At 60.1% G+C, this 19,240-nt stretch carries 18 protein-coding genes; 13 read left to right on the forward strand and 5 right to left on the reverse strand.

The annotated features are described in order from the left end of the window. Positions 1 to 18 precede the first annotated feature (18 nt). The 3 genes from ACQY1J_RS03240 to ACQY1J_RS03250 all read right to left on the reverse strand — a co-directional run bounded on the left by ACQY1J_RS03240 (position 19) and on the right by ACQY1J_RS03250 (position 3,188). Positions 19 to 837 (reverse strand): bifunctional allantoicase/(S)-ureidoglycine aminohydrolase, encoded by an 819-nt coding sequence (locus ACQY1J_RS03240; RefSeq protein WP_430249348.1) that lies wholly within the window; start codon positions 835 to 837, stop codon positions 19 to 21. A 76-nt stretch (positions 838 to 913) separates the two neighbouring features. Further along, positions 914 to 2,446, reverse strand: coding sequence for a UxaA family hydrolase (locus ACQY1J_RS03245; protein WP_430249349.1), 1,533 nt, complete (start codon positions 2,444 to 2,446; stop codon positions 914 to 916). Between the two features lie 55 nt (positions 2,447 to 2,501). Further along, a complete protein-coding gene (locus tag ACQY1J_RS03250; RefSeq protein ID WP_062458943.1) occupies positions 2,502 to 3,188 on the reverse strand; it encodes a FadR/GntR family transcriptional regulator in 687 nt (228 codons plus the stop codon). A gap of 220 nt (positions 3,189 to 3,408) precedes the next feature. Between ACQY1J_RS03250 and ACQY1J_RS03255 the strand changes: the two genes are divergently transcribed. The 11 genes from ACQY1J_RS03255 to ACQY1J_RS03305 all read left to right on the forward strand — a co-directional run bounded on the left by ACQY1J_RS03255 (position 3,409) and on the right by ACQY1J_RS03305 (position 15,166). After that, on the forward strand, positions 3,409 to 5,001 hold the full coding sequence (locus ACQY1J_RS03255; RefSeq protein ID WP_430249351.1) for a sugar ABC transporter ATP-binding protein: 1,593 nt from the start codon (positions 3,409 to 3,411) through the stop codon (positions 4,999 to 5,001). Continuing rightward, on the forward strand, positions 4,994 to 6,022 hold the full coding sequence (locus tag ACQY1J_RS03260; protein ID WP_062458936.1) for an ABC transporter permease: 1,029 nt from the start codon (positions 4,994 to 4,996) through the stop codon (positions 6,020 to 6,022). Before ACQY1J_RS03255 ends, ACQY1J_RS03260 begins: the two co-directional genes overlap by 8 nt. Before the next feature lie 86 nt (positions 6,023 to 6,108). Beyond that, positions 6,109 to 7,050, forward strand: a complete 942-nt coding sequence (locus ACQY1J_RS03265) for an ABC transporter substrate-binding protein (RefSeq protein ID WP_113165111.1) — start codon at positions 6,109 to 6,111, stop codon at positions 7,048 to 7,050. A 74-nt stretch (positions 7,051 to 7,124) separates the two neighbouring features. Beyond that, a complete protein-coding gene (locus ACQY1J_RS03270) occupies positions 7,125 to 8,138 on the forward strand; it encodes an aldo/keto reductase (RefSeq protein WP_430249353.1) in 1,014 nt (337 codons plus the stop codon). Between the two features lie 3 nt (positions 8,139 to 8,141). Further along, positions 8,142 to 8,963 carry an amidohydrolase family protein gene (locus ACQY1J_RS03275; RefSeq protein ID WP_430249355.1) on the forward strand — a complete coding sequence of 274 codons (822 nt, stop codon included), beginning with the start codon at positions 8,142 to 8,144 and terminating at the stop codon, positions 8,961 to 8,963. A gap of 1 nt (position 8,964) precedes the next feature. Next, on the forward strand, positions 8,965 to 9,975 hold the full coding sequence (locus ACQY1J_RS03280; protein WP_430249356.1) for a zinc-binding alcohol dehydrogenase family protein: 1,011 nt from the start codon (positions 8,965 to 8,967) through the stop codon (positions 9,973 to 9,975). Between the two features lie 10 nt (positions 9,976 to 9,985). Next, the gene (locus ACQY1J_RS03285; RefSeq protein WP_430249357.1) at positions 9,986 to 10,315 is read left to right on the forward strand and encodes an L-rhamnose mutarotase; all 330 of its coding nucleotides are present in this window, start codon (positions 9,986 to 9,988) and stop codon (positions 10,313 to 10,315) included. Positions 10,316 to 10,340: 25 nt separating this feature from the next. After that, positions 10,341 to 11,072: an SDR family oxidoreductase gene (locus ACQY1J_RS03290; RefSeq protein WP_430249358.1), complete on the forward strand. Its 732-nt coding sequence runs from the start codon at positions 10,341 to 10,343 to the stop codon at positions 11,070 to 11,072. Between the two features lie 76 nt (positions 11,073 to 11,148). Beyond that, on the forward strand, positions 11,149 to 12,426 hold the full coding sequence (locus tag ACQY1J_RS03295) for an L-fuconate dehydratase (RefSeq protein ID WP_430249359.1): 1,278 nt from the start codon (positions 11,149 to 11,151) through the stop codon (positions 12,424 to 12,426). A 62-nt stretch (positions 12,427 to 12,488) separates the two neighbouring features. Continuing rightward, positions 12,489 to 13,604, forward strand: a complete 1,116-nt coding sequence (locus ACQY1J_RS03300) for an anhydro-N-acetylmuramic acid kinase (protein ID WP_430249360.1) — start codon at positions 12,489 to 12,491, stop codon at positions 13,602 to 13,604. 50 nt (positions 13,605 to 13,654) lie between these two features. Further along, a complete protein-coding gene (locus tag ACQY1J_RS03305) occupies positions 13,655 to 15,166 on the forward strand; it encodes a S10 family peptidase (RefSeq protein WP_430249362.1) in 1,512 nt (503 codons plus the stop codon). 80 nt (positions 15,167 to 15,246) lie between these two features. Here the strand turns inward: ACQY1J_RS03305 and gnd are convergent, their stop codons facing one another. Next, on the reverse strand, positions 15,247 to 16,233 hold the full coding sequence (gene gnd / locus ACQY1J_RS03310) for a phosphogluconate dehydrogenase (NAD(+)-dependent, decarboxylating) (protein WP_430249364.1): 987 nt from the start codon (positions 16,231 to 16,233) through the stop codon (positions 15,247 to 15,249). A gap of 203 nt (positions 16,234 to 16,436) precedes the next feature. Here gnd and ACQY1J_RS03315 point away from each other — a divergent pair, with 203 nt between their 5' ends. After that, positions 16,437 to 16,610: a hypothetical protein gene (locus ACQY1J_RS03315; RefSeq protein ID WP_165699857.1), complete on the forward strand. Its 174-nt coding sequence runs from the start codon at positions 16,437 to 16,439 to the stop codon at positions 16,608 to 16,610. 366 nt (positions 16,611 to 16,976) lie between these two features. Next, on the forward strand, positions 16,977 to 17,366 hold the full coding sequence (locus ACQY1J_RS03320; RefSeq protein ID WP_113165104.1) for a DoxX family protein: 390 nt from the start codon (positions 16,977 to 16,979) through the stop codon (positions 17,364 to 17,366). 134 nt (positions 17,367 to 17,500) lie between these two features. Here the strand turns inward: ACQY1J_RS03320 and ACQY1J_RS03325 are convergent, their stop codons facing one another. After that, positions 17,501 to 19,231: an extracellular solute-binding protein gene (locus tag ACQY1J_RS03325; protein WP_430249366.1), complete on the reverse strand. Its 1,731-nt coding sequence runs from the start codon at positions 19,229 to 19,231 to the stop codon at positions 17,501 to 17,503. Between the last annotated feature and the right edge of the window lie 9 nt (positions 19,232 to 19,240).

The following is a 19,240-nucleotide window of genomic DNA, read 5'->3' on the forward strand; positions in this document are numbered from 1 at the left end:
CGGCTCCGGCAGAGCCCGTTACAGTGCGGGATGCCGGTTGACGTCCTTGTAGAGCAGGTAGCGGAAGCGACCGGGGCCGCCGGCATAGCAGGCCTGCGGGCAGTAGGAGCGCAGCCACATATAATCGCCAGCTTCCACCTCTACCCAGTCCTGGTTCAGGCGGTAGACGGCCTTGCCTTCCAGCACATAGAGCCCGTGCTCCATGATATGCGTTTCCATGAACGGGATCACCGCACCCGGCTCGAAGGTGACGATGTTGAGGTGCATGTCGTAGCGGATGTCGGAGGGATCGATGAAGCGGGTCGTCGCCCATTTGCCGTCCGTATCGGGCATCGGGTCGAGCACGCAGTCGTCCTCATGGGTAAAGATTGCCGGCGGCAGGTCCAGACCATCGACCACCTGGAACGCCTTGCGAACCCAGTGGAACCGCACCGGAGCGCCACTGCGGTTCCAGATCTGCCATTTCGAGCCTGCGGGCAAATAGGCAAACGACCCGGTCCGCAATTGGTTTTCCTGGCCATCCATCTCGATCGTCATTTCGCCATCCACGACGAAGATGGCGGCCGAGGCGCGCGGATCAGGTTCGGGACGAGCGCTACCGCCCTGCGGCGCGACTTCCATGATGTATTGCGCAAAGGTTTCTGCGAAACCGGAGAGTGGCCGGGAAATGATCCAGGCGCGCGCATTCTCCCAATGCGGCAGCATGCTGGTGACGATGTCGCTCATGACAGTACGCGGAATGACCGCATAGGCGGTTGTGAACACCGCCTTGCTACTGAGAAGGTTCGTCTGTGGCGGCAGGCCACCCATATTCGAGTAGTAACGGCTCGTCGTCATGCGCTGCGATTCCCCATGCTTGGCTTATCCTTCAGGTGTAAGCACGGTTTTCACGACGGGCAATATGCGTTTTCCGTCAGGTGACGGCACCGACCTGCCACGGCACGAATTCGTTGTCGCCATAGTCGTAGATCTCGCTCACGGTCTTTTCGCCCGAGGCGACAGCGATCACATGCTCGAAAATCCGCTCGCCCGACTGCTCGATCGTCTCGTCGCCGGTGACGATCCCTCCACAGTTGATGTCCATGTCTTCCTTCATGTGCTCGTACATTTCGGAATTGGTGGCAATCTTGACGCAAGGCGCCGGCTTGAAACCGGACACCGAGCCGCGTCCGGTTGTGAAGCAGATGACGTTGCAGCCGCCCGCAACCTGGCCGGTCACGGCAACCGGATCATAGCCAGGCGTGTCCATGAAGACGAAGCCCTGCTCTGTCACCGTCTCGGCAAACTCGTAGACCGCCTTCAGCGGCATGGAGCCCCCCTTGGCGACGGCACCGAGCGACTTTTCCAGGATAGTCGTAAGACCGCCGAGCTTGTTGCCGTAGGATGGATTGTTGTTCAGCTCGTCGCCGTTTCGCGCCGTATAGTCGCGCCACCAGTCGATGCGCGACAGAAGCTTCTGCGCGACTTCCGGTGTCGACGCGCGACGCGTCAGCAGATGTTCTGCACCGTAGATCTCAGGTGTTTCGGCAAGAACGGTCGTGCCGCCATTGCGGACGATCAGATCCGAAGCGTGGCCGAGCGCCGGGTTTGCGGAAATCCCTGAATAGCCATCCGAGCCGCCGCATTCGAGAGCAAGCTTCAGCTTCGACAAAGGCTGCTCCGTGCGCACCGCGGAATTCACCATGGGCAGCATTTCCTTGATGATCGAAATCGCGGCGTCGATCGTCTTTTTGGTCCCGCCATGCTGCTGGATCGTCATCGTCCGCAGCCGCTCGCCCTCCTCCATACGGTAATGTTCGAGGATCGGTGCGATCTGGTTGGTCTCGCAGCCGAGGCCGATCATCAGGATCCCACCGAAATTGGGATGCCGGGCATAGCCCTGGATGGTGCGGATCAGCAGGCGGTAGCCTTCCGACTTGTTGTTGATCGCACAGCCGCTGCTATGCGTCAGCGCCACGACGCCATCGATATTGCCAAACCCGTCCAGCCCGCCCATGCGGTTGAAATAGTCCGCAATGTAGCGGGAGACGGTGGCGGAACAGTTCACCGAGGAGATGATGCCAATGTAGTTGCGCGTTCCTGCACCACCGAGGCCGCGATCGAAACCCATGAATGTCCGGCGCTGCTCGAGCGGCAAAAGGGCACGCTCGCCACCATCGACGCAGAACTGGTGCTCATGCGTGGAGGGAAGCATGGCAAGATTGTGCAGGTGCACGTGATTGCCGGGTGCGATGTCCTGCGTCGCAAGACCGATCACCTGACCGTATTTCTTGACTTCCTGGCCGGCCGCAATCGCCCTGAGCGCAACCTTGTGGCCTCGCCCGATCAGATCGCGCGCCAGCAGAGCTTCGATTCCAACCGGCGAACCCTGCTGGATCGACCGACGGGCAACGGCAACGTCATCGGCGGTATTGAGCACGATAACCGGGGATGTCATGTCATTCATAATGGACCTCCTCCCTGGAGGTATCAAAGTCGGGGTTGAATTTGGTTTTCGGCTGCTAGTGGTCAAGCCAGCGGCGTTTCGATTCCTCCAGATGCATGCGCATCATTGCCTGGGCTAGCAGCCCGTCACGCGCCTCCAGCGCGGTCAGGATTTCCTCATGCTCCGCGAGGGCGCAACTCCATGTTTCCGGTGTTTCGAAATGCTCCCGAAGCTGGGCGGAAAGAGGGCTGTGCCGATCGTCAAACAGATCGCCGATGATGCGGCCAATGACACTGTTTCCCGACTGGGTGGCGATCGTCAGGTGGAACTGGCGATCCTGGTCGACCGGTTTGCGGCCTTCCTCTATCTCGATCGCCATCGCGTCGAGCGTTTGACGAAGCGTAGCAAGCGCCTCCGGCGTGATGCGCGCGCAGGCAAGAACGATGGCGGCACCCTCGATTGTCGCACGCGCCTGCATCAGCTCGGCCGGGCTCTCTCCCATGGACCCCGACCATGCAGCGCGCCGCTCGGCGGCCGGAACGACATAGACGCCAGACCCCATGCGGATCTCGACAGTGCCGTCCAGTTCAAGTGCGATCAACGCCTCGCGTAGCGAGGGGCGCGACACACCAAGCTGCTGCGCAAGCTCCCGTTCCGCCGGCAGGCGCTGGCCGAAACGAAACTGCCCATTCTGCACCAAGCCGCGGATCTGGTCTGCGATCTGTTGATAAAGCCGGCGTTCCGGGATCCGAATTCCGTTCATAAGCGCTCCAAAACTGGCCTTACCATATTGCGTGACCGTTGAACTGGCAAGGCCAATGACGACAGCTATATGTCCCGTAACGCTGCGAAAACACAAATTTCGCCCTTCGCCACGAAACTGGCTTGACCATTTTGGTAAGGCCGCCTAGCAATATTGGCCAGACCGGATGGGTGGAGCTGACCGGCAGTCGCAAGCTTGCGACAAGAGGAGGATGTGGAGGATGCAGACCGATCATTCGGTACTCGAGGCGCGTTTGCGCCCGGCCGTTGGCGTGCCAGCAGCTGACGCACTTCTGCGGCTCGACAACATCTCCAAGGAATTTCCGGGCGTCAAAGCTCTGGCCGACGTCAGCTTCGACCTTCGTCGCGGCGAAGTGCATGCCGTGTGCGGCGAAAACGGTGCGGGAAAATCGACGCTGATGAAGATCATCAGCGGCGTTTACCAGCCAACATCGGGCACCATCACATACAAGGGCGAGGAGCGGAATTTCTCGTCGACGCGGCAGTCCGAGTCCGCCGGCATCGCCATCATCCACCAGGAACTCAATCTGGTTCCGCATCTGACAGTCGCCGAAAACATCTATCTCGCCCGCGAGCCTCGCCGCGGCTTTCTCGTCGACCGCAAGAAACTCCGGGCAGATGCCAAGCGCTGTCTCGACCGGCTGGGCGTCGATATCAGCCCTGATGTCTCCGTCCGTGGGCTTTCCGTGGCGCAGTGCCAGATGGTGGAGATCGCCAAGGCATTGTCGCTGGATGCCGAAGTCCTGATCATGGACGAGCCAACCTCGTCCTTGACCGAGCAGGAAACGCGGCTTCTGTTCAAAGTCATCCGTGATCTCAAGACATCAGGCGTCGGGGTCGTCTACATTTCTCACCGGCTCGACGAAATGGCCGAAATCGTCGATCGCGTCACAGTACTGCGCGATGGTCGTTACATTGCCACCGACGATTTTGCCGCGACGACCGTCGATGACATCGTCGCCAAGATGGTCGGCCGCTCGCTGGAAGAAAAGTTTCCAGAGAGAACCTCGACGCCGAGTGACGACGTCATTCTCGGCGTAGAAGGCCTCAATCGCACCGGTGTCTTCAGCGACATCTCGTTCACGCTTCGGCGCGGCGAAATTCTCGGTTTTGCAGGCCTGATGGGTGCCGGGCGCACCGAAGTCGCGCGCGCGATCTTCGGCGCCGATGCGATCGATGCCGGCACGATCACCCTGCATGGCCAGACACTGTCGATCTCCTCGCCGCGGGATGCGATCGATGCGGGCATCGCCTACCTCTCGGAAGACCGCAAGGCACAAGGGCTGGCGATCAAGATGCCTGTTGATGCGAACATGACGCTCGCCAACATGGAAGCGCTCTCCGATCGCTTGGGGCTGATCGATTTCAAGGCGCAAGACAAGGCCGCCAACGAGTATGTCGACCTTCTCAATATCCGCACGCCGTCGATCCGGCAGCAGGTGCGGCTGCTTTCGGGCGGAAACCAACAGAAGATCATCATCGGCAAATGGCTTTTCCGCAAGTCGAAGGTCCTGTTCTTCGATGAGCCAACCCGCGGCATCGACGTGGGCGCCAAGCTCGCGATCTACAGGATCATGGACGAACTGGCGGCAAACGGCATCGGCGTTGTGCTGATCAGTTCGGAACTGCCCGAAATCATGGGCATGACGGACCGGGTTGCGGTCTTCCATCATGGCCGCATCACCGGCGTGCTGGAAACGGCAAAGACAAACCAGGAAGAAATTATGCGCTACGCCTCCGGTTACAGCCGGACATCAGGTGCGGACGCTGGCGCAAGGAGCAAGCATGGCTGATATTACCGAACCCTCGAAGTCGCGCAGCGTTTCGCTGAGCGACCGCCAAAAGGACATCATCCAGAAGTTTGCAGCACTCGGCAGCCTGTTTGTTCTTGTGCTGGTGTTTTCATTCAGCAGCAACGCCTTCTTCACCGTCAACAATGCGATGACGATCGCCTTGCAGGTCACCTCGATTGCCCTTCTCGGCATCGGTGCCACCTGCGTCATCATTACCGGCGGCATCGATTTGTCCGTCGGCTCTGTGCTGGCGCTGGCAGGCGTCGTCGCGGCTCTCTGCGTGAAAGAGCTCGGTCTGCCGGTTCCGCTCGGCATGTTCGTCGGCATTCTCGTCGGCAGCCTCTGCGGCCTGATCAACGGCATTCTGGTGACCCAGATGAAACTGCCGCCCTTTATCGCGACGCTCGGCATGATGCTGATCGCCCGCGGCGTGGCGCTTCAGATTACCGGTGCCCGCGCCGTCTCAGGCCTCGGCGAATCCTTCGGCGTGCTCGGCAACGGCTCGTTGTTTCGCGTCGTCACCATCGGCGACGACGGCTTCCCGACGGTGGTCTTCCCGGGCATCCCCTATCCGGTCATCCTGATGATCGTGATTGCGATTGCCGTGTCCTTCATGCTGAACCGCTCCGTGCTCGGCCGCCATATCTATGCGGTCGGTTCGAATGCGGACGCCGCCCGGCTGTCCGGCGTCAACGTCGCCCGCGTCACCAATTTCACCTATATATTGTCAGGCACGCTCGCTGGTTTGACCGGTTGCGTGCTGATGTCCCGCCTCGTGACGGCCCAGCCGAACGAAGGCGTGATGTACGAACTCGATGCCATCGCCAGCGCGGTCATCGGCGGCACCTCGCTGATCGGCGGTGTCGGCACGATTTCCGGAACGGCGATCGGCGCCTTCGTCATCGGCATCCTGCGCAACGGGCTCAACATGAACGGCGTTTCCGCCTTCACACAACAGATCATCATCGGCCTCGTCATCCTGATCACCGTCTGGATCGATCAATTGCGCAACCGCCGGTGAAGAAGGGTGCGGACCCTTTTCCGCGACAATGGGGGTGGGAGTTCCCCGGGGCGGCGAAAACGCCGTCCGTTTGAGGAGGATTGAACATGAAGAAACTAGCAACCGCGTTGCTTGCCTCGGCGCTGATCTTGGGTGCGGCCTCTGCACAGGCAGCCGAGATCGCCGTCATCGTCAAGACCGTCAACTCGACCTTCTGGCAGAACGTCCAGAAGGGCGCTGATGCCGCCATGAAGGAAGTCGGCGCCGGCAATACGATGACCTTCCAGGGTCCGGCATCGGAATCCGCCATCGCTGACCAGGTCAACATGGTCGAAAATGCCGTTAACCGCGGCGTGGCCGGCATCGTGCTTGCGCCGTCCGATCCGGACGCGCTGATCCCGGCCGTGAAAAAGGCCTGGGAAGCCCGTATTCCGGTCGTGATCGTTGACTCGATGCTGAGCAAGGGCTCGGAACAGTATTACCAGTCGTTCCTCGCAACCGACAACAAGACGGCCGGCGAACTGGCTGCCAAGGCGTTGATTGGCAAGGTCGGCACCGAAGGCAAGATCGCCGTCATGTCCTATGTGGCAGGCGCCGGTTCCGAAATCGGCCGCGTCGGTGGCTTCACCGATTATATCAAGGCAAACTCGAAGCTCCAGATCGTCGGCCCGTTCTACTCGCAGTCGCAGATGGCGACGGCGCTGAACCAGACCACGGACGTTCTGGCCGCCAATTCCGACCTCAAGGCCATCTTCGGCGCCAATGAGCCGACGGCGATCGGCATGGGCCGCGCCATCAAGCAGTCCGGCAAATCGGGCAAGCTTGTCGCGATCGGCTTCGACGGCAACCAGGACCTGCAGGAATTCGTCAAGGACGGCACGCTTCAAGCGATTGCAGTCCAGGGCTCGTTCCAGATGGGCGATCTCGGCGTCAAGACGATCTCCAAGCTCCTGAAAAAGGAAAAGGTCGAGAAGTTTGTCGATACGGGTGTCGTCGTCGTCACCAAGGACAATATCGACAAGCCGGAAGCCAAGAACGTTCTCTACTAAGCCTCCCCGCCTCGATACGCGTCGCGAATGGCGCGTATCGTCTTTCTCTGCAATGATGAAACGAAGGTTGCCCGATGAACGCCAGTGATACCCGCAAATTCCCGCGTGTCGATTTGGATGTGACGCTGATCGGCCTCGGCTGCGCCCAGATGGGCAACCTTTATCGCGTCACGCCCTATGCGGAATCCGCCGGCGCTTTTAAGTCCGCGTGGGATGCCGGTATCCGCTATTTCGACACCGCACCCTTCTACGGCTTTACCCGCTCCGAACGCCGCCTTGGAACGATGCTGACCGATCTTCCCCGCGAAGACTATGTTCTGAGCACCAAGGTTGGCCGCGTCATGACGCCGGATGAGACGGTTGGACCGGAAGAGGACGGCTACGCCGAGCCCCTGCCCTTTCGTCCCGTCTACGACTACAGCTATGACGGTATTCTGCGGTCCTTCGAGGCAAGCCAGCAGCGGCTTGGTATCCTGAAGCCGGACATCCTCTATATTCACGATATCGGTCGCATGACGCATGGCGACCGCCACGATCACTACTGGCAGCAACTGACCGATGGCGGCGGCTTCAAGGCGCTGGGCAAGTTGCGGGACGAAGGGTCGACCAAGGCTATAGGCCTCGGCGTCAACGAATGGGAAGTCGTCGCCGACGCGATGAAGGTTTTCGACATCGATTGCACGATGCTGGCCGGTCGCTATACGCTGCTCGAACAGGACAGCCTCGGCTTCATGGATGAATGCGCGAGGCAAGGTGTTGCGATCGTTGCCGCGGGACCGTTCAATTCCGGGCTTCTCGCCGGCAACAAGAAGTTCAACTATACCGAAGCTCCGGCTGAGATCCTTGCGCGCGTCGAGCAGTTGCGGTCCGTCTGCGACGAAGAAGGCGTGACGTTGCAGGCTGCCGCACTTCAGTTTCCGCTGGCCCATCCGGCGGTAGCGACAATCGTCTCCGGCGCACGCAATGCCGAACAGATCACCTCGAATGTCGAGTGGTTTGCCGAGGAAATTCCTGCCTCCTTCTGGTCGCGTCTGAGGGAAAGCGGGCTTCTGGCTGAAGGCACACCACTTCCCGGCATCGGAGCCTGATCGATGCGGATCGATGCCCACCAGCATTTCTGGCGGATCGCCGACCGGACAGGCCAATGGCCGGGGCCCGAGTTTGCGGCCATTCACCGGGATTTCCTGTCGGACGATTTGACGCCGTTGCTGGAAGAAGCCGGCGTCGATGGCACGGTGCTGGTGCAGACGATGGAAACGCAGGCCGATACGAAGTTCATTCTGGATCTCGCCGACAACCACCCTTTCATCCTCGGCGTGGTTGGCTGGACGGATTTGAAAGCATCGGATGTGCAGGAGAATATTGGACAGCTGGCAAGCCACCGCAAGCTGAAGGGTTTCCGCCCGATGCTGCAGGACTTGGCTGATGACCGGTGGATCGATGATCCCGCGCTCGATATCGGTATCGCTACGATGATCGAACATGATCTGGTCTTCGACGCCCTTGTGCTTCCGAGGCATCTGGCACCGCTTTGCAACTTCGCGCGGCGCCATCAGGAGCTCCCGATCGTCATCGACCACGGCGCCAAGCCGCCGATCGCGGAGGGACGGTTTATCGACTGGTACGCCCGCATGAAGGCGCTGGCGGCCCTGCCGAATGTGCATTGCAAGCTATCGGGCCTTCTCACCGAAGCGGGAGACCAGAAGCCGCAATCCGTGCGCCCCTACGCGGAAACGATCTTCGACCTGTTCGGCGCGGATCGCGTCATCTGGGGCAGCGACTGGCCGGTGTTGCGGCTTGCCGGGGAATACGGTGCGTGGCTCCGGCAATGCCTGGACATCGTTCCGGCAGAGCACCATTCGTCCGTCTTCGGCGGCAATGCCAAACGTTTCTATCGACTGAAAGAGATCTAGGATGCTGACTATCATATGCGATGAACCGGGCAAACTTTCGGCGATTGAGCGGGACAAGCCCGCACGGGGCGAAGGCGAGGTGCTTCTGAAGGTCCGCCGTATCGGCGTCTGCGGCACCGACCTGCATATCTTCACCGGCAACCAGCCCTATCTTTCCTATCCGCGCGTCATGGGCCACGAACTGGCGGCAACCGTCGAGGAAGCGCCCGAGGGAAGCTCGCTTCAGGTGGGCGATATCGTCTCGATCATCCCCTACATTTCCTGTGGCCACTGCAATGCCTGCCTGAAGGGCAAGACCAACTGCTGCCGCAATATCGGTGTGCTCGGCGTCCATCGCGATGGCGGCATGACAGAATATCTGAGCATTCCCGAGCAGTTCGCTGTGAAGGCAAACGGACTGACGCTTGATCAAGCTGCCATGGTCGAGTTTCTGGCGATCGGCGCACACGCCGTCGCCCGCGCACGGGTCGAAGAGGGACAGAAGGTTCTCGTCGTCGGGGCCGGCCCGATCGGCCTATCGGTCGCGATTTTCGCACAACTCGAAGGCGCCGAGGTAACTGTCATCGACGGTCGTGAAGACAGGCTGGAGTTCGCCAAGAGCCAGTTGGGCATCGCGTCGACGGTCGCGCTTTCCGCTGACGACGCCGACCAGCTTTCCGCCATCACCAACGGCGATTTCTTCGACGCGGTGTTCGACGCGACCGGGAACCCGAAGGCGATGGAGCGCGGCTTCTCCTTTGTCGGGCATGGCGGCACCTATGTCCTGGTGTCGATCGTCTCCAGCACGATCGGCTTTTCGGATCCCGAGTTTCACAAGCGCGAAACGACGCTTCTCGGCAGTCGCAACGCGACGATCACGGACTTCGAGCGGGTGATGGACGCGTTGCGCGCCGGCCAGGTACCGGATGCCTTGATTACGCACCGCATGCACCTCTCAGATGTGCCGGACCGGTTTTCCAAACTGACAGACCCCGCGCAGGCGGTGGTCAAGGCGCTCATTGAAGTCGCTTGAGGAGTAAGTCATGCAGCGCATGGGAATGATGATCGGCGTGAAGCCGGAGATGCTCGCAAAGTATCGGGAACTGCACGCGGCGGTATGGCCGGAAATCCTCGACTTGATTTCCCGCTGCAACATCAGGAACTATACGATCTTCCTGCGCGAACCGGAAAACCTCCTGTTCGGCACATGGGAATATCACGGCACCGATTTCGCAGCCGACATGGCGCGGATGGCGGCCGACGAGAAGAACCAGGAATGGTGGGCCTTTACCATTCCCTGCCAGAAGCCCATGGAAACGCGGGCTGAAGGCGAATGGTGGGCGATGATGGAAGAAGTTTTCCATCATGATTGACACGCAAACGGGAGAGTTGAAATCGATGGCAAATCTGAATGGCAAGACAGTTCTGATCACCGCTGCGGGTCAGGGGATCGGCCGCGCCAGTGCGCTTGCCTTCATCGCGGCAGGTGCGAAGGTTCATGCCACCGATATCAACGAGACGGCTCTTTCCGGGTTACCGAAGCTCGACAATCTGACCACGGCAAAGCTCGACGTGCTGAACGAGGAGGCGGTCAAGGCCTGCGTCTCGGGCATCGGTCAAATCGACGTGCTCTTCAACTGCGCAGGCGTAGTGCACGCCGGTTCGGTTCTGGAGATGCCGGATAGCGATCTCGATTTCGCATTCGATCTCAACGTGCGCGCCATGATCCGCACGATCCGCGCCGTGCTGCCGGGCATGCTGGAGCGCAAGGATGGCGCGATCATCAACATGGCCTCCGTCGCGTCCAGCGTGAAGGGCGTGCCGAACCGCTTCGCCTATGGCGTGACCAAGGCGGCTGTGATCGGGCTGACGAAATCAGTCGCGGCCGACTACGTGACGCAAGGGATCCGCTGCAATGCGATCTGCCCTGGCACTGTGGAAAGCCCGTCGCTGCAGGACCGCATGCGCGCCCAGGGCGATTATGATGCTGCCCGCGCCGCGTTCATCGCCCGCCAGCCGATGGGCCGTCTGGGTTCGCCGGAAGAGATCGCCGATCTCGCCGTCTATCTTGCAACGGCCACCTATACGAGCGGACAGGCCTTCGCCATCGACGGCGGCTGGACCATCTGAGCCTTTCAATCCTCTGCCGTCCTTGACGGCGCACCACCCGATCATCTTGAACCGCCGACCAGCGGAAGGAATAGCTATGGCCAAAGTTATCGATATGCGGGTTGTCGACCTGCGCTTTCCGACCTCGCAGAGCCTCGACGGTTCCGATGCCATGAACCCGGATCCGGATTATTCGGCAGCCTATGTGATCCTCGAAACCGACGATCTGGCGCTGAAGGGACATGGCCTCACCTTCACAATCGGCCGCGGCAACGACATCTGCTGCATGGCGATCGAGGCGATGCGCCATCTCGTGGTCGGCGCCGACACGCAGGTGATGAAGGCCAATCCGGGCAAGTTCTGGCGGCACCTGACCGGCGACAGCCAGTTGCGATGGATCGGCCCCGACAAGGGCGCCATGCATCTTGCGACCGGCGCTGTCGTCAACGCCTTCTGGGACCTGCTCGCCAAGGAAGAAGGCAAGCCGGTGTGGCGGCTGGTGGCGGACATGTCGCCGGAAGAGATCGCCGATATCGTCGACTATCGCTATCTGACCGACGTCCTCACACGCGACGAGGCTCTTGCCATTCTCAGAAAAGCCGAGGCCGGGAAGCCGGAGCGGATCGCCATCCTGGAAAGCAAGGGTTATCCCTGCTACACGACCTCCGCCGGCTGGCTCGGCTATGATGACGAGAAGCTGCGCAGGCTTTGCCAGGAAGCGATCGATGCCGGTTTCGATCATATCAAGATGAAGGTCGGTCGCGATCTGGAAGACGACATTCGCCGTCTGACCATCGCGCGCGAGGTGATCGGCCCCGACCGTTACCTGATGATCGATGCCAACCAGGTCTGGGAGGTCGACCAGGCGATCGACTGGGTCAACAAGCTCGCGTTCTCCAAGCCCTTCTTCATCGAGGAGCCGACCAGCCCGGATGACATTGCCGGTCACCGCAAGATCCGCCAGGCGATCGGGTCGGTGAAGGTTGCGACCGGCGAGATGTGCCAGAACCGTATCATGTTCAAGCAGTTCATCGCCGAGGGTGCGATCGATATCGTGCAGATCGACAGCTGCCGCATGGGCGGGCTGAACGAGGTTCTCTCCGTCCTGCTGATCGCCGCCAAATATGGCCTTCCGGTCTGGCCGCATGCCGGCGGCGTCGGACTTTGCGAATATGTCCAGCATCTTTCGATGATCGACTACGTTGCGGTTTCCGGCACGATGGAAGGCCGCGTCATCGAATATGTCGATCACCTTCACGAGCATTTCCTCGAACCCTGCGTCATCGAGAACGCCGCCTATATGCCGCCGAAAATGCCCGGCTTCTCGATCGAGATGAAGGCAGAGACGCTTGAGGAATTCCACTTCGGACGTTGAGGGCGATGGCGGTCTCTGTTAATCCCAGGTAATTGCGTCGCTTGAATCGTAAGGGATTTCCAATGGAGCCAATCTGGGCCGTCGGCCTGATGACCGGGACCGTCCTCGACGGCAATATCGACGTCGCGCTCTTGAAGACCGACGGCGAAACGGTGGAGACATCAGGCGACTACACATTGGCGCCGTATCCGCCCGAAATCCGGTTTCTTCTCGAGGAAACGCTCGCCCAAGCGCGCGTCTGGGAATTCGAAGGACCGGAGCCCGCGATCTTCGCCGTGGCCGGGGAGGCATTGACGCGGGCGCAATCGCACGCGGTGCAGGATCTTGTTGAGAGTGCCGGCCTGACGATGGACGATATCGGCATTGTTGGCTTTCACGGCCAGACCGTTCTCCACCGTGCACCGACCCGGGAACGCCTCGGCGACACGCGGCAGCTCGGTGATGGCGAATTGATGGCGTCGATCCTGGGCTGCAAGGTCGCCTATGATTTCAGAACCGCGGACGTTCGCGCCGGTGGCCAGGGCGCACCGCTTGCCGCGGTCTATCACGCGGCGCTTCTGCGTGGCGTCGATCAATCGGGCGATAGCGCCGTTCTCAATCTCGGCGGCGTCGGCAATGTCAGCTGGTGGGATGGCGAGGATCTGGTAATCGCCTTCGATACCGGCCCGGCCAATGCTCCGCTCAACGATTTCATCAAGTCGCTCGGGCTTGGCGAGATGGACCGGGATGGTTCGCTTGGCGCTTCGGGCAAGGTCGATGAGGAGCGCCTGGCACGTCTGCTTCAGCATCCTTACATGACGGCGCCCTATCCGAAATCGCTCGACCGCTATTCGTTTACCGCGGCCATGGCCGACGGTCTTTCGCCGGAAGACGGCGCGGCCACACTTTCAGCCTTCACCGCGTCAGCGGTCGGCAAGGCGCTCGATCTCTTGCCGAGACGTCCGAAGCGGTTGATCGTGGCCGGTGGTGGACGTCGCAACCCGACGATCATGGCGATGCTTCATGAGCGCGCCGGCGTAGAGGCCGTGTCCGCCGACGAGTTCGGCTGGCGGGGCGATGCGGTGGAGGCGGAACTGTTCGCGTTCCTCGCCGTGCGCGTGCTGCGCGGTCTGCCGATCAGCTTTCCGACGACAACAGGTGCGCCGAGGCCTCTGCAGGGGGGACGATTGGCCGGCTGACACAAGGCTCAAGCGGAATTGAGTTTCCCGGATGGGTCTTGCTGCCCTACATGACTGATATAGCCGTCACGGAGGAAACAGCTTTGCGTCTTTACCGGATCCTTGCATCCATCCTGGTGCTTCTTGCGCTTTCCGCCCCAGCCGGGGCGCAACAGCCCCCCGGCATTTTCTCGCTCATCCCCAATGACAGCACGACCGAGCATGTTCTAAAAACCGAGGGCAGCGCAGATCTGCCCTATACAGCGACCGCCGGGACGCTTGACCTGTTCGGCCAGGACGGCAATCGAACGGCCACGATCTTCTACACGGCCTATGTCGCCAAGGATCGGACGCCGGGTCGTCCGCTCACCTTCGCCTTCAACGGCGGCCCGGGCGCAGCGTCGGCCTATCTGCATCTCGGCCTGCTGGGCCCGCGGATCATCGAATTCGGCAAGAACGGCAACGACGGCACTACGCCGCAGATCAGGGACAATCCGCAAAGCTGGCTGGCGTTCACCGATCTCGTCATGATCGATCCGGTTGGCACCGGGTGGAGCCGCGCCGCCAGCGACGACATTGCCAAGAATTTCTACGGCGTAAGTCAGGATGCCGACAGCCTTGCCAAGGTGATCTCGCTCTACGTCCAGAAGAACGACCGGCTGAATGCACCAAAATATCTGGTCGGCGAAAGCTATGGCGGGTTCCGCGCCGCGAAAGTCGCGATCGCGATGAAGAATAGCCAGGGCATCATCCCCTCCGGCATCATCATGCTCTCGCCATTTATCGAAGGCCGTTTCCTTGCAAATTCCGACGATCCGCTGAGCGCCGCACTGCAACTGCCCTCGCTTGCGGCCGCCGAGATGGAGCGTACCAAAAGCTTCACGCCTGAAAAGCTCGCCGAAGCCGAACGTTTCGCGTTGCGCGATTATCTTCCGACAGTGGCGGGTGCTGCTCCGACGGGCGAAGAAGCCGAGGCTTTCTATGGAAAGCTTGCTGGTCTCACGGGTATCCCGAAAGATGTTGTTTCCAGAACGCGAGGCCTCGTCGGCGATGTCTACGGGAAGCAGATGGGCGGACCGGGTCGGGTCGTCAGCCCCTATGATGCATCCTACGCCGTGCCGGACGCCTATCCCGAGGACGCGTATGGGCGCAATGACGATCCCATTCTGGAAGGCTACACCCGCGCCTACAGTGCAGCCTTTGCCTCCTATGCGAAAGGCGAGCTGAAGTTTTCGAGCGACATGACCTACTCGCTTTTGAATGAGGATGTGAACCGCCGGTGGGAATGGAATGGCAGCCCGGGCGGCGATGCTCGCGCGCTCGCCAGCGCGTCGACGGATATCCGCGACCTGCTGTCGGTCATCCCATCCTTCCGCGTGCTGGTCGCGCATGGTCACAGCGATGCGCTGACACCCTATGGTGTGAGCCGCTACGTGATTGATCATCTGCCGACACAGTTGGCAGCCGGCCGGGCAGAACTGAAGACCTATAGCGGCGGCCACATGTTCTATACAAACCCGTCGTCGAGGGCGGCGTTCCTGAGCGATGCGAAAGCGTTCTACGAGACAAAGACGGTAGAATAGGACTAAGCCCAGTCTATCGAGCTTTTCAAAAGAGTCCGGCACCCCAGGGGTGCCGGATTTCGTATGGGATATGACCCAGCCTATTTCTTTTCAGAGTGGCCGCCGAAGGCTGCCCGAAGCGCCGACAGAACCTGGTTCGAATACTGCTCATGACCCTGCGACGAAAAGCGCTGGAAGAGAGCGGACGACAGGACCGGAAGCGGCACGCCGGTATCGATACCGGCCTTCATCATCCACCGTCCCTCGCCGGAATCCGAAACTCGACCACTGAAGGCGTCAAGCGTCGGATCGTTGTGCAGAGAGCCGGCGAGAAGATCGAGCAGCCACGACGAAACGACGCTGCCGTGACGCCAGACTTCGGTGATTTCAGCCACGTCCAGATCGTAGTGATAGTAGTGCGGATTGGCGAGCGGGCTGGTTTCCGCATCGGCGCTACGTGCCACCTTGCCAATATTGGCAGACTTCATCAGGTTGAGGCCTTCGGCATAGGCCGCCATCATGCCGTATTCGATGCCGTTGTGGACCATCTTCACGAAGTGACCTGATCCTGCTGGGCCGCAATGGATATAGCCAAGTTCCGAGGTCCGCTGTGCTTCCTTGCCGGCTCCCGGGGACAGCGACAGGAAGATCGGATCGAGGCGCTTCACCGCTTCATCCGGTCCGCCGATCATCAGGCAATAGCCGCGTTCCAGACCCCAGACGCCACCGCTCGTGCCGACATCGATATAGTCGAGGCCGATGCCCGAAAGACGCCCGGCGCGATCGATATCGTCCTGGTAGTTGGAGTTTCCGCCGTCGATCAAAACGTCGCCGGCCGCCATGACGACGGAGAGTTTCTCGATCGTCTGGTCGGTGATCGCTGCAGGCAGCATCAGCCAGACGGTGGCCGGCTTTGTAAGCTTGCCGACCAGATCTTCGAGCGAGGTAGCACCGATCGCGCCTTCCTGCTCGAGAGCCTCGACATTGGCCTGGCTGACATCGAATACCACACATTCATGTCCATCACGCAGGAGCCGTCGCACCATATTGGCGCCCATACGGCCGAGGCCTATCATTCCGATCTGCATTCCGTTTCCCTTCCGAAAAACCATGTTGTGGGTCCGAACCATCAGGCCCGACTGAGATGAGGCATATCAGTTCGTTCAGAAATTGACACCTGCAGACATGCACGGCAGATGCGCCGAAACCGCCAGCCTAGGCACGGGAAGAAAATACTGTTGACAACCTTCAGCGAAAATGAGAACAAAGGAAGAACATTGAGGAGAACGCCATGCAGAGAACTGAAGAGGTCGTCGCCCGTGCTCTTGCCCTCGTGGCCCAGTCGAAGGCGCTCAGGGAACGTCACGACAAGGAACGCAAGGAGATCTATGGACGGATCGAAATTGCCAATCTTCGCAAGCCGCATGTTCCCAAGGGGATTCAACTGCCTCTCAACCTGCAGTGAATTGACTTTATCGTTGGAGGACGTGGTCCGCGTATACGTCTGATTCAGTCTGTTGCAAGGCTGCACTCGACTCGCTTCTGAAGAGGTGGTTCATTCCCTTCAACGGCGTAGGGGTGCTTAATGCTTCACGAATACAACGAGATCTTTATGCAGCAGCGGTATTTCATAAAGATCCTGATGGCCTGGATTGGGGCAATTGCCTTGGGCTGTGTCCCCGTTTTGATGATCGTCAACGCGGTCACCATTTGAGAAGACGCTTCGGCGCTCTAGAGGTCTCGCGCATTCCATAACTGTTTCACGAAGACGTGCAGTTGACCTTCGTTTGGTCGATGTCAGAAGAGCATCGACATTTAACGGAGCTTCCCAATGGTCAACAAAATCCAGGCTTACCAGCCTGTTCTTCTCAGCATCCTGCGTATTGCCGTCGGCCTCGTCATCTTCTCCTTCGGCATGGCGAAAATCTTTCATTTCCACGCTGGTACCTTCATGCCGCCCACGGGCTCGTTGCCCTGGATCGCGGGTCTCTTTGAGCTTGTCTGCGGCTTCCTCTTCCTGGTCGGTTTCCAGACACGGATGGCGGCATTCCTCCTGTCCGGACTAATGGCCGCGGCTTACTTCATCAGCCACTTTCCCAAAAGCATTTTCCCGCCCGAAAACGGCGGAATGGCTGCTGCCGTGCTCTGCTTCGTGTTCCTGTATTTCGTCACGTCCGGAGCCGGACCGATCAGTGTCGATGCCAAGCTGAACAAGGCATAGGACCGGATCAAGGCAGGTTGGGAGGCTCTGCCGTGTGTCCGCAACAGTGACGAACGCGAAACGGCCGCGCCGATGATGTTCGGCGCGGTCGTCTCTTGCCGCCGCTTCCCCTTCGGGAGCCTTGATCGGTCAGATCACTTCTTTGCGTCAGCCCAGCTCTTCACCAGGTCGTCGTAGTTGACGGTGATCGGCTTTTCCTTTTCGTTCTCGATCTTCAGCTGCGGAGCCAGATTGCCCTTGGCGACCGCATCCTTGTTCCAGTAGGCCAGGTCATGCTCTTCGGCGAGCTTGGGGCCCATGTCCTTCTGGACGCCAGCGCGTTCCAGACGCTGGAGCACCTTCTCCTGCTCGGCGCAAAGCGAGTCCATCGCCAACTGTGGCGTCTTTGCACCCGATGCGGCATCGCCGATCGCCTGCCACCAAAGCTGTGCGAGCTTCGGATAATCAGGAACGTTGGTGCCGGTCGGCGACCACTGAACACGTGCCGGCGAGCGGTAGAACTCGATCAGGCCGCCGAGTTTCGGTGCGCGATCGGTAAAGCTCTGATGGCGGATCGAGCTTTCGCGGATCAGCGTCAGGCCCACATGGCTCTTCTTCAGGTCGACGGTCTTGGACGTGACGAACTGGGCGTAGAGCCAGGCCGCCTTTGCGCGGTCATCGGGCGTGGACTTCATCAGCGTCCAGGAACCGACGTCCTGATAGCCGAGCTTCATGCCGTCTTTCCAGTAGACGCCGTGGGGGCTTGGCGCGAAACGCCATTTCGGCGTGCCGTCCTCGTTCATGACAGGCAGGCCTGGCTTCACCATGTCGGCGGTGAAGGCCGTGTACATGAACATCTGCTGAGCGATTTCGCCGCCCGCGGGGACAGGACCGGATTCCGAGAAGTTCATGCCCTGGGCAGCTGGCGGTGCATAGGCTTTCATCCAGTCGAGATATTTCTGGATCGAATAGACGGAGGCAGGACCATTGGTGTCACCGCCGCGCGCGACGCAGGAGCCGACCGGCTGTGACTTTTCGTTGACCTTGATACCCCATTCATCGACCGGCAGACCGTTCGGAAGACCCTTGTCGCCGTTGCCAGCCATCGAAAGCCACGCATCGGTGAAGCGCCAGCCGAGCGACGGGTCCTTCTTGCCGTAGTCCATGTGGCCGAAGACCTTCTTGCCGCCGACATCACGGCCGGTGAAGAATTCCGCGATGTCTTCGTAAGCCGACCAATTGACGGGAACACCGAGGTCATAGCCGTACTTGGCCTTGAAATCAGCCTTGTTCTTGGCGTCGTTGAACCAGTCGTACCTGAACCAGTAAAGGTTGGCAAACTGCTGGTCCGGAAGCTGGTAGAGCTTCTTGTCGGGCGCGGTGGTGAACTTCAGGCCGATGAAGTCGTCGAGATCGAGGCCGGGATTGGTAACGTCCTTACCTTCCTTCGCCATGAAGTCCGTCAGGGAACGGGCCTGCTGGTAACGCCAATGCGTGCCGATCAGGTCGCTATCGTTGACATAGGCGTCATAGATGTTCTCGCCCGACTGCATCTGCGTCTGCAGCTTCTCGACGACATCGCCTTCGCCGATCAGGTCGTGGGTGATCTTGATGCCGGTGATCGCCGTGAAGGCTGGCGCCAGCACTTTCGATTCGTATTCATGCGTAGTCAGCGTTTCGGAAACGACCTTGATGTCGAGACCGGAGAAGGGCTTCGCCGCATCGACGAACCATTGCAGCTCCTTTTCCTGCTCGGCGCGCGAGAGGGAAGAAAGGTCCTTGATTTCCTTGTCAAGGAACTGCTTCGCCTCGTTCATGCCGGCGTGAGCCGTGCCTGCCAATGCCAGCAATATGCCTGCTGTCGTTGTCAAAAGATGCCGTCGCATAATGTCCTC

This window comes from Neorhizobium sp. DAR64860/K0K1 (genome assembly GCF_050500205.1).
GTDB lineage: Bacteria > Pseudomonadota > Alphaproteobacteria > Rhizobiales > Rhizobiaceae > Neorhizobium > Neorhizobium soli.

Excerpts from the sequence above, each read along its gene's own strand:
- ACQY1J_RS03240 (WP_430249348.1), bottom strand. The coding sequence starts at position 837 with ATGACGACGAGCCGTTACTACTCGAATATGGGTGGCCTGCCGCCACAG.
- ACQY1J_RS03245 (WP_430249349.1), bottom strand. The coding sequence starts at position 2,446 with ATGAATGACATGACATCCCCGGTTATCGTGCTCAATACCGCCGATGAC.
- ACQY1J_RS03250 (WP_062458943.1), bottom strand. The coding sequence starts at position 3,188 with ATGAACGGAATTCGGATCCCGGAACGCCGGCTTTATCAACAGATCGCA.
- ACQY1J_RS03255 (WP_430249351.1), top strand. The coding sequence starts at position 3,409 with ATGCAGACCGATCATTCGGTACTCGAGGCGCGTTTGCGCCCGGCCGTT.
- ACQY1J_RS03260 (WP_062458936.1), top strand. The coding sequence starts at position 4,994 with ATGGCTGATATTACCGAACCCTCGAAGTCGCGCAGCGTTTCGCTGAGC.
- ACQY1J_RS03265 (WP_113165111.1), top strand. The coding sequence starts at position 6,109 with ATGAAGAAACTAGCAACCGCGTTGCTTGCCTCGGCGCTGATCTTGGGT.
- ACQY1J_RS03270 (WP_430249353.1), top strand. The coding sequence starts at position 7,125 with ATGAACGCCAGTGATACCCGCAAATTCCCGCGTGTCGATTTGGATGTG.
- ACQY1J_RS03275 (WP_430249355.1), top strand. The coding sequence starts at position 8,142 with ATGCGGATCGATGCCCACCAGCATTTCTGGCGGATCGCCGACCGGACA.
- ACQY1J_RS03280 (WP_430249356.1), top strand. The coding sequence starts at position 8,965 with ATGCTGACTATCATATGCGATGAACCGGGCAAACTTTCGGCGATTGAG.
- ACQY1J_RS03285 (WP_430249357.1), top strand. The coding sequence starts at position 9,986 with ATGCAGCGCATGGGAATGATGATCGGCGTGAAGCCGGAGATGCTCGCA.
- ACQY1J_RS03290 (WP_430249358.1), top strand. The coding sequence starts at position 10,341 with ATGGCAAATCTGAATGGCAAGACAGTTCTGATCACCGCTGCGGGTCAG.
- ACQY1J_RS03295 (WP_430249359.1), top strand. The coding sequence starts at position 11,149 with ATGGCCAAAGTTATCGATATGCGGGTTGTCGACCTGCGCTTTCCGACC.
- ACQY1J_RS03300 (WP_430249360.1), top strand. The coding sequence starts at position 12,489 with ATGGAGCCAATCTGGGCCGTCGGCCTGATGACCGGGACCGTCCTCGAC.
- ACQY1J_RS03305 (WP_430249362.1), top strand. The coding sequence starts at position 13,655 with ATGACTGATATAGCCGTCACGGAGGAAACAGCTTTGCGTCTTTACCGG.
- gnd (WP_430249364.1), bottom strand. The coding sequence starts at position 16,233 with ATGCAGATCGGAATGATAGGCCTCGGCCGTATGGGCGCCAATATGGTG.
- ACQY1J_RS03315 (WP_165699857.1), top strand. The coding sequence starts at position 16,437 with ATGCAGAGAACTGAAGAGGTCGTCGCCCGTGCTCTTGCCCTCGTGGCC.
- ACQY1J_RS03320 (WP_113165104.1), top strand. The coding sequence starts at position 16,977 with ATGGTCAACAAAATCCAGGCTTACCAGCCTGTTCTTCTCAGCATCCTG.
- ACQY1J_RS03325 (WP_430249366.1), bottom strand. The coding sequence starts at position 19,231 with ATGCGACGGCATCTTTTGACAACGACAGCAGGCATATTGCTGGCATTG.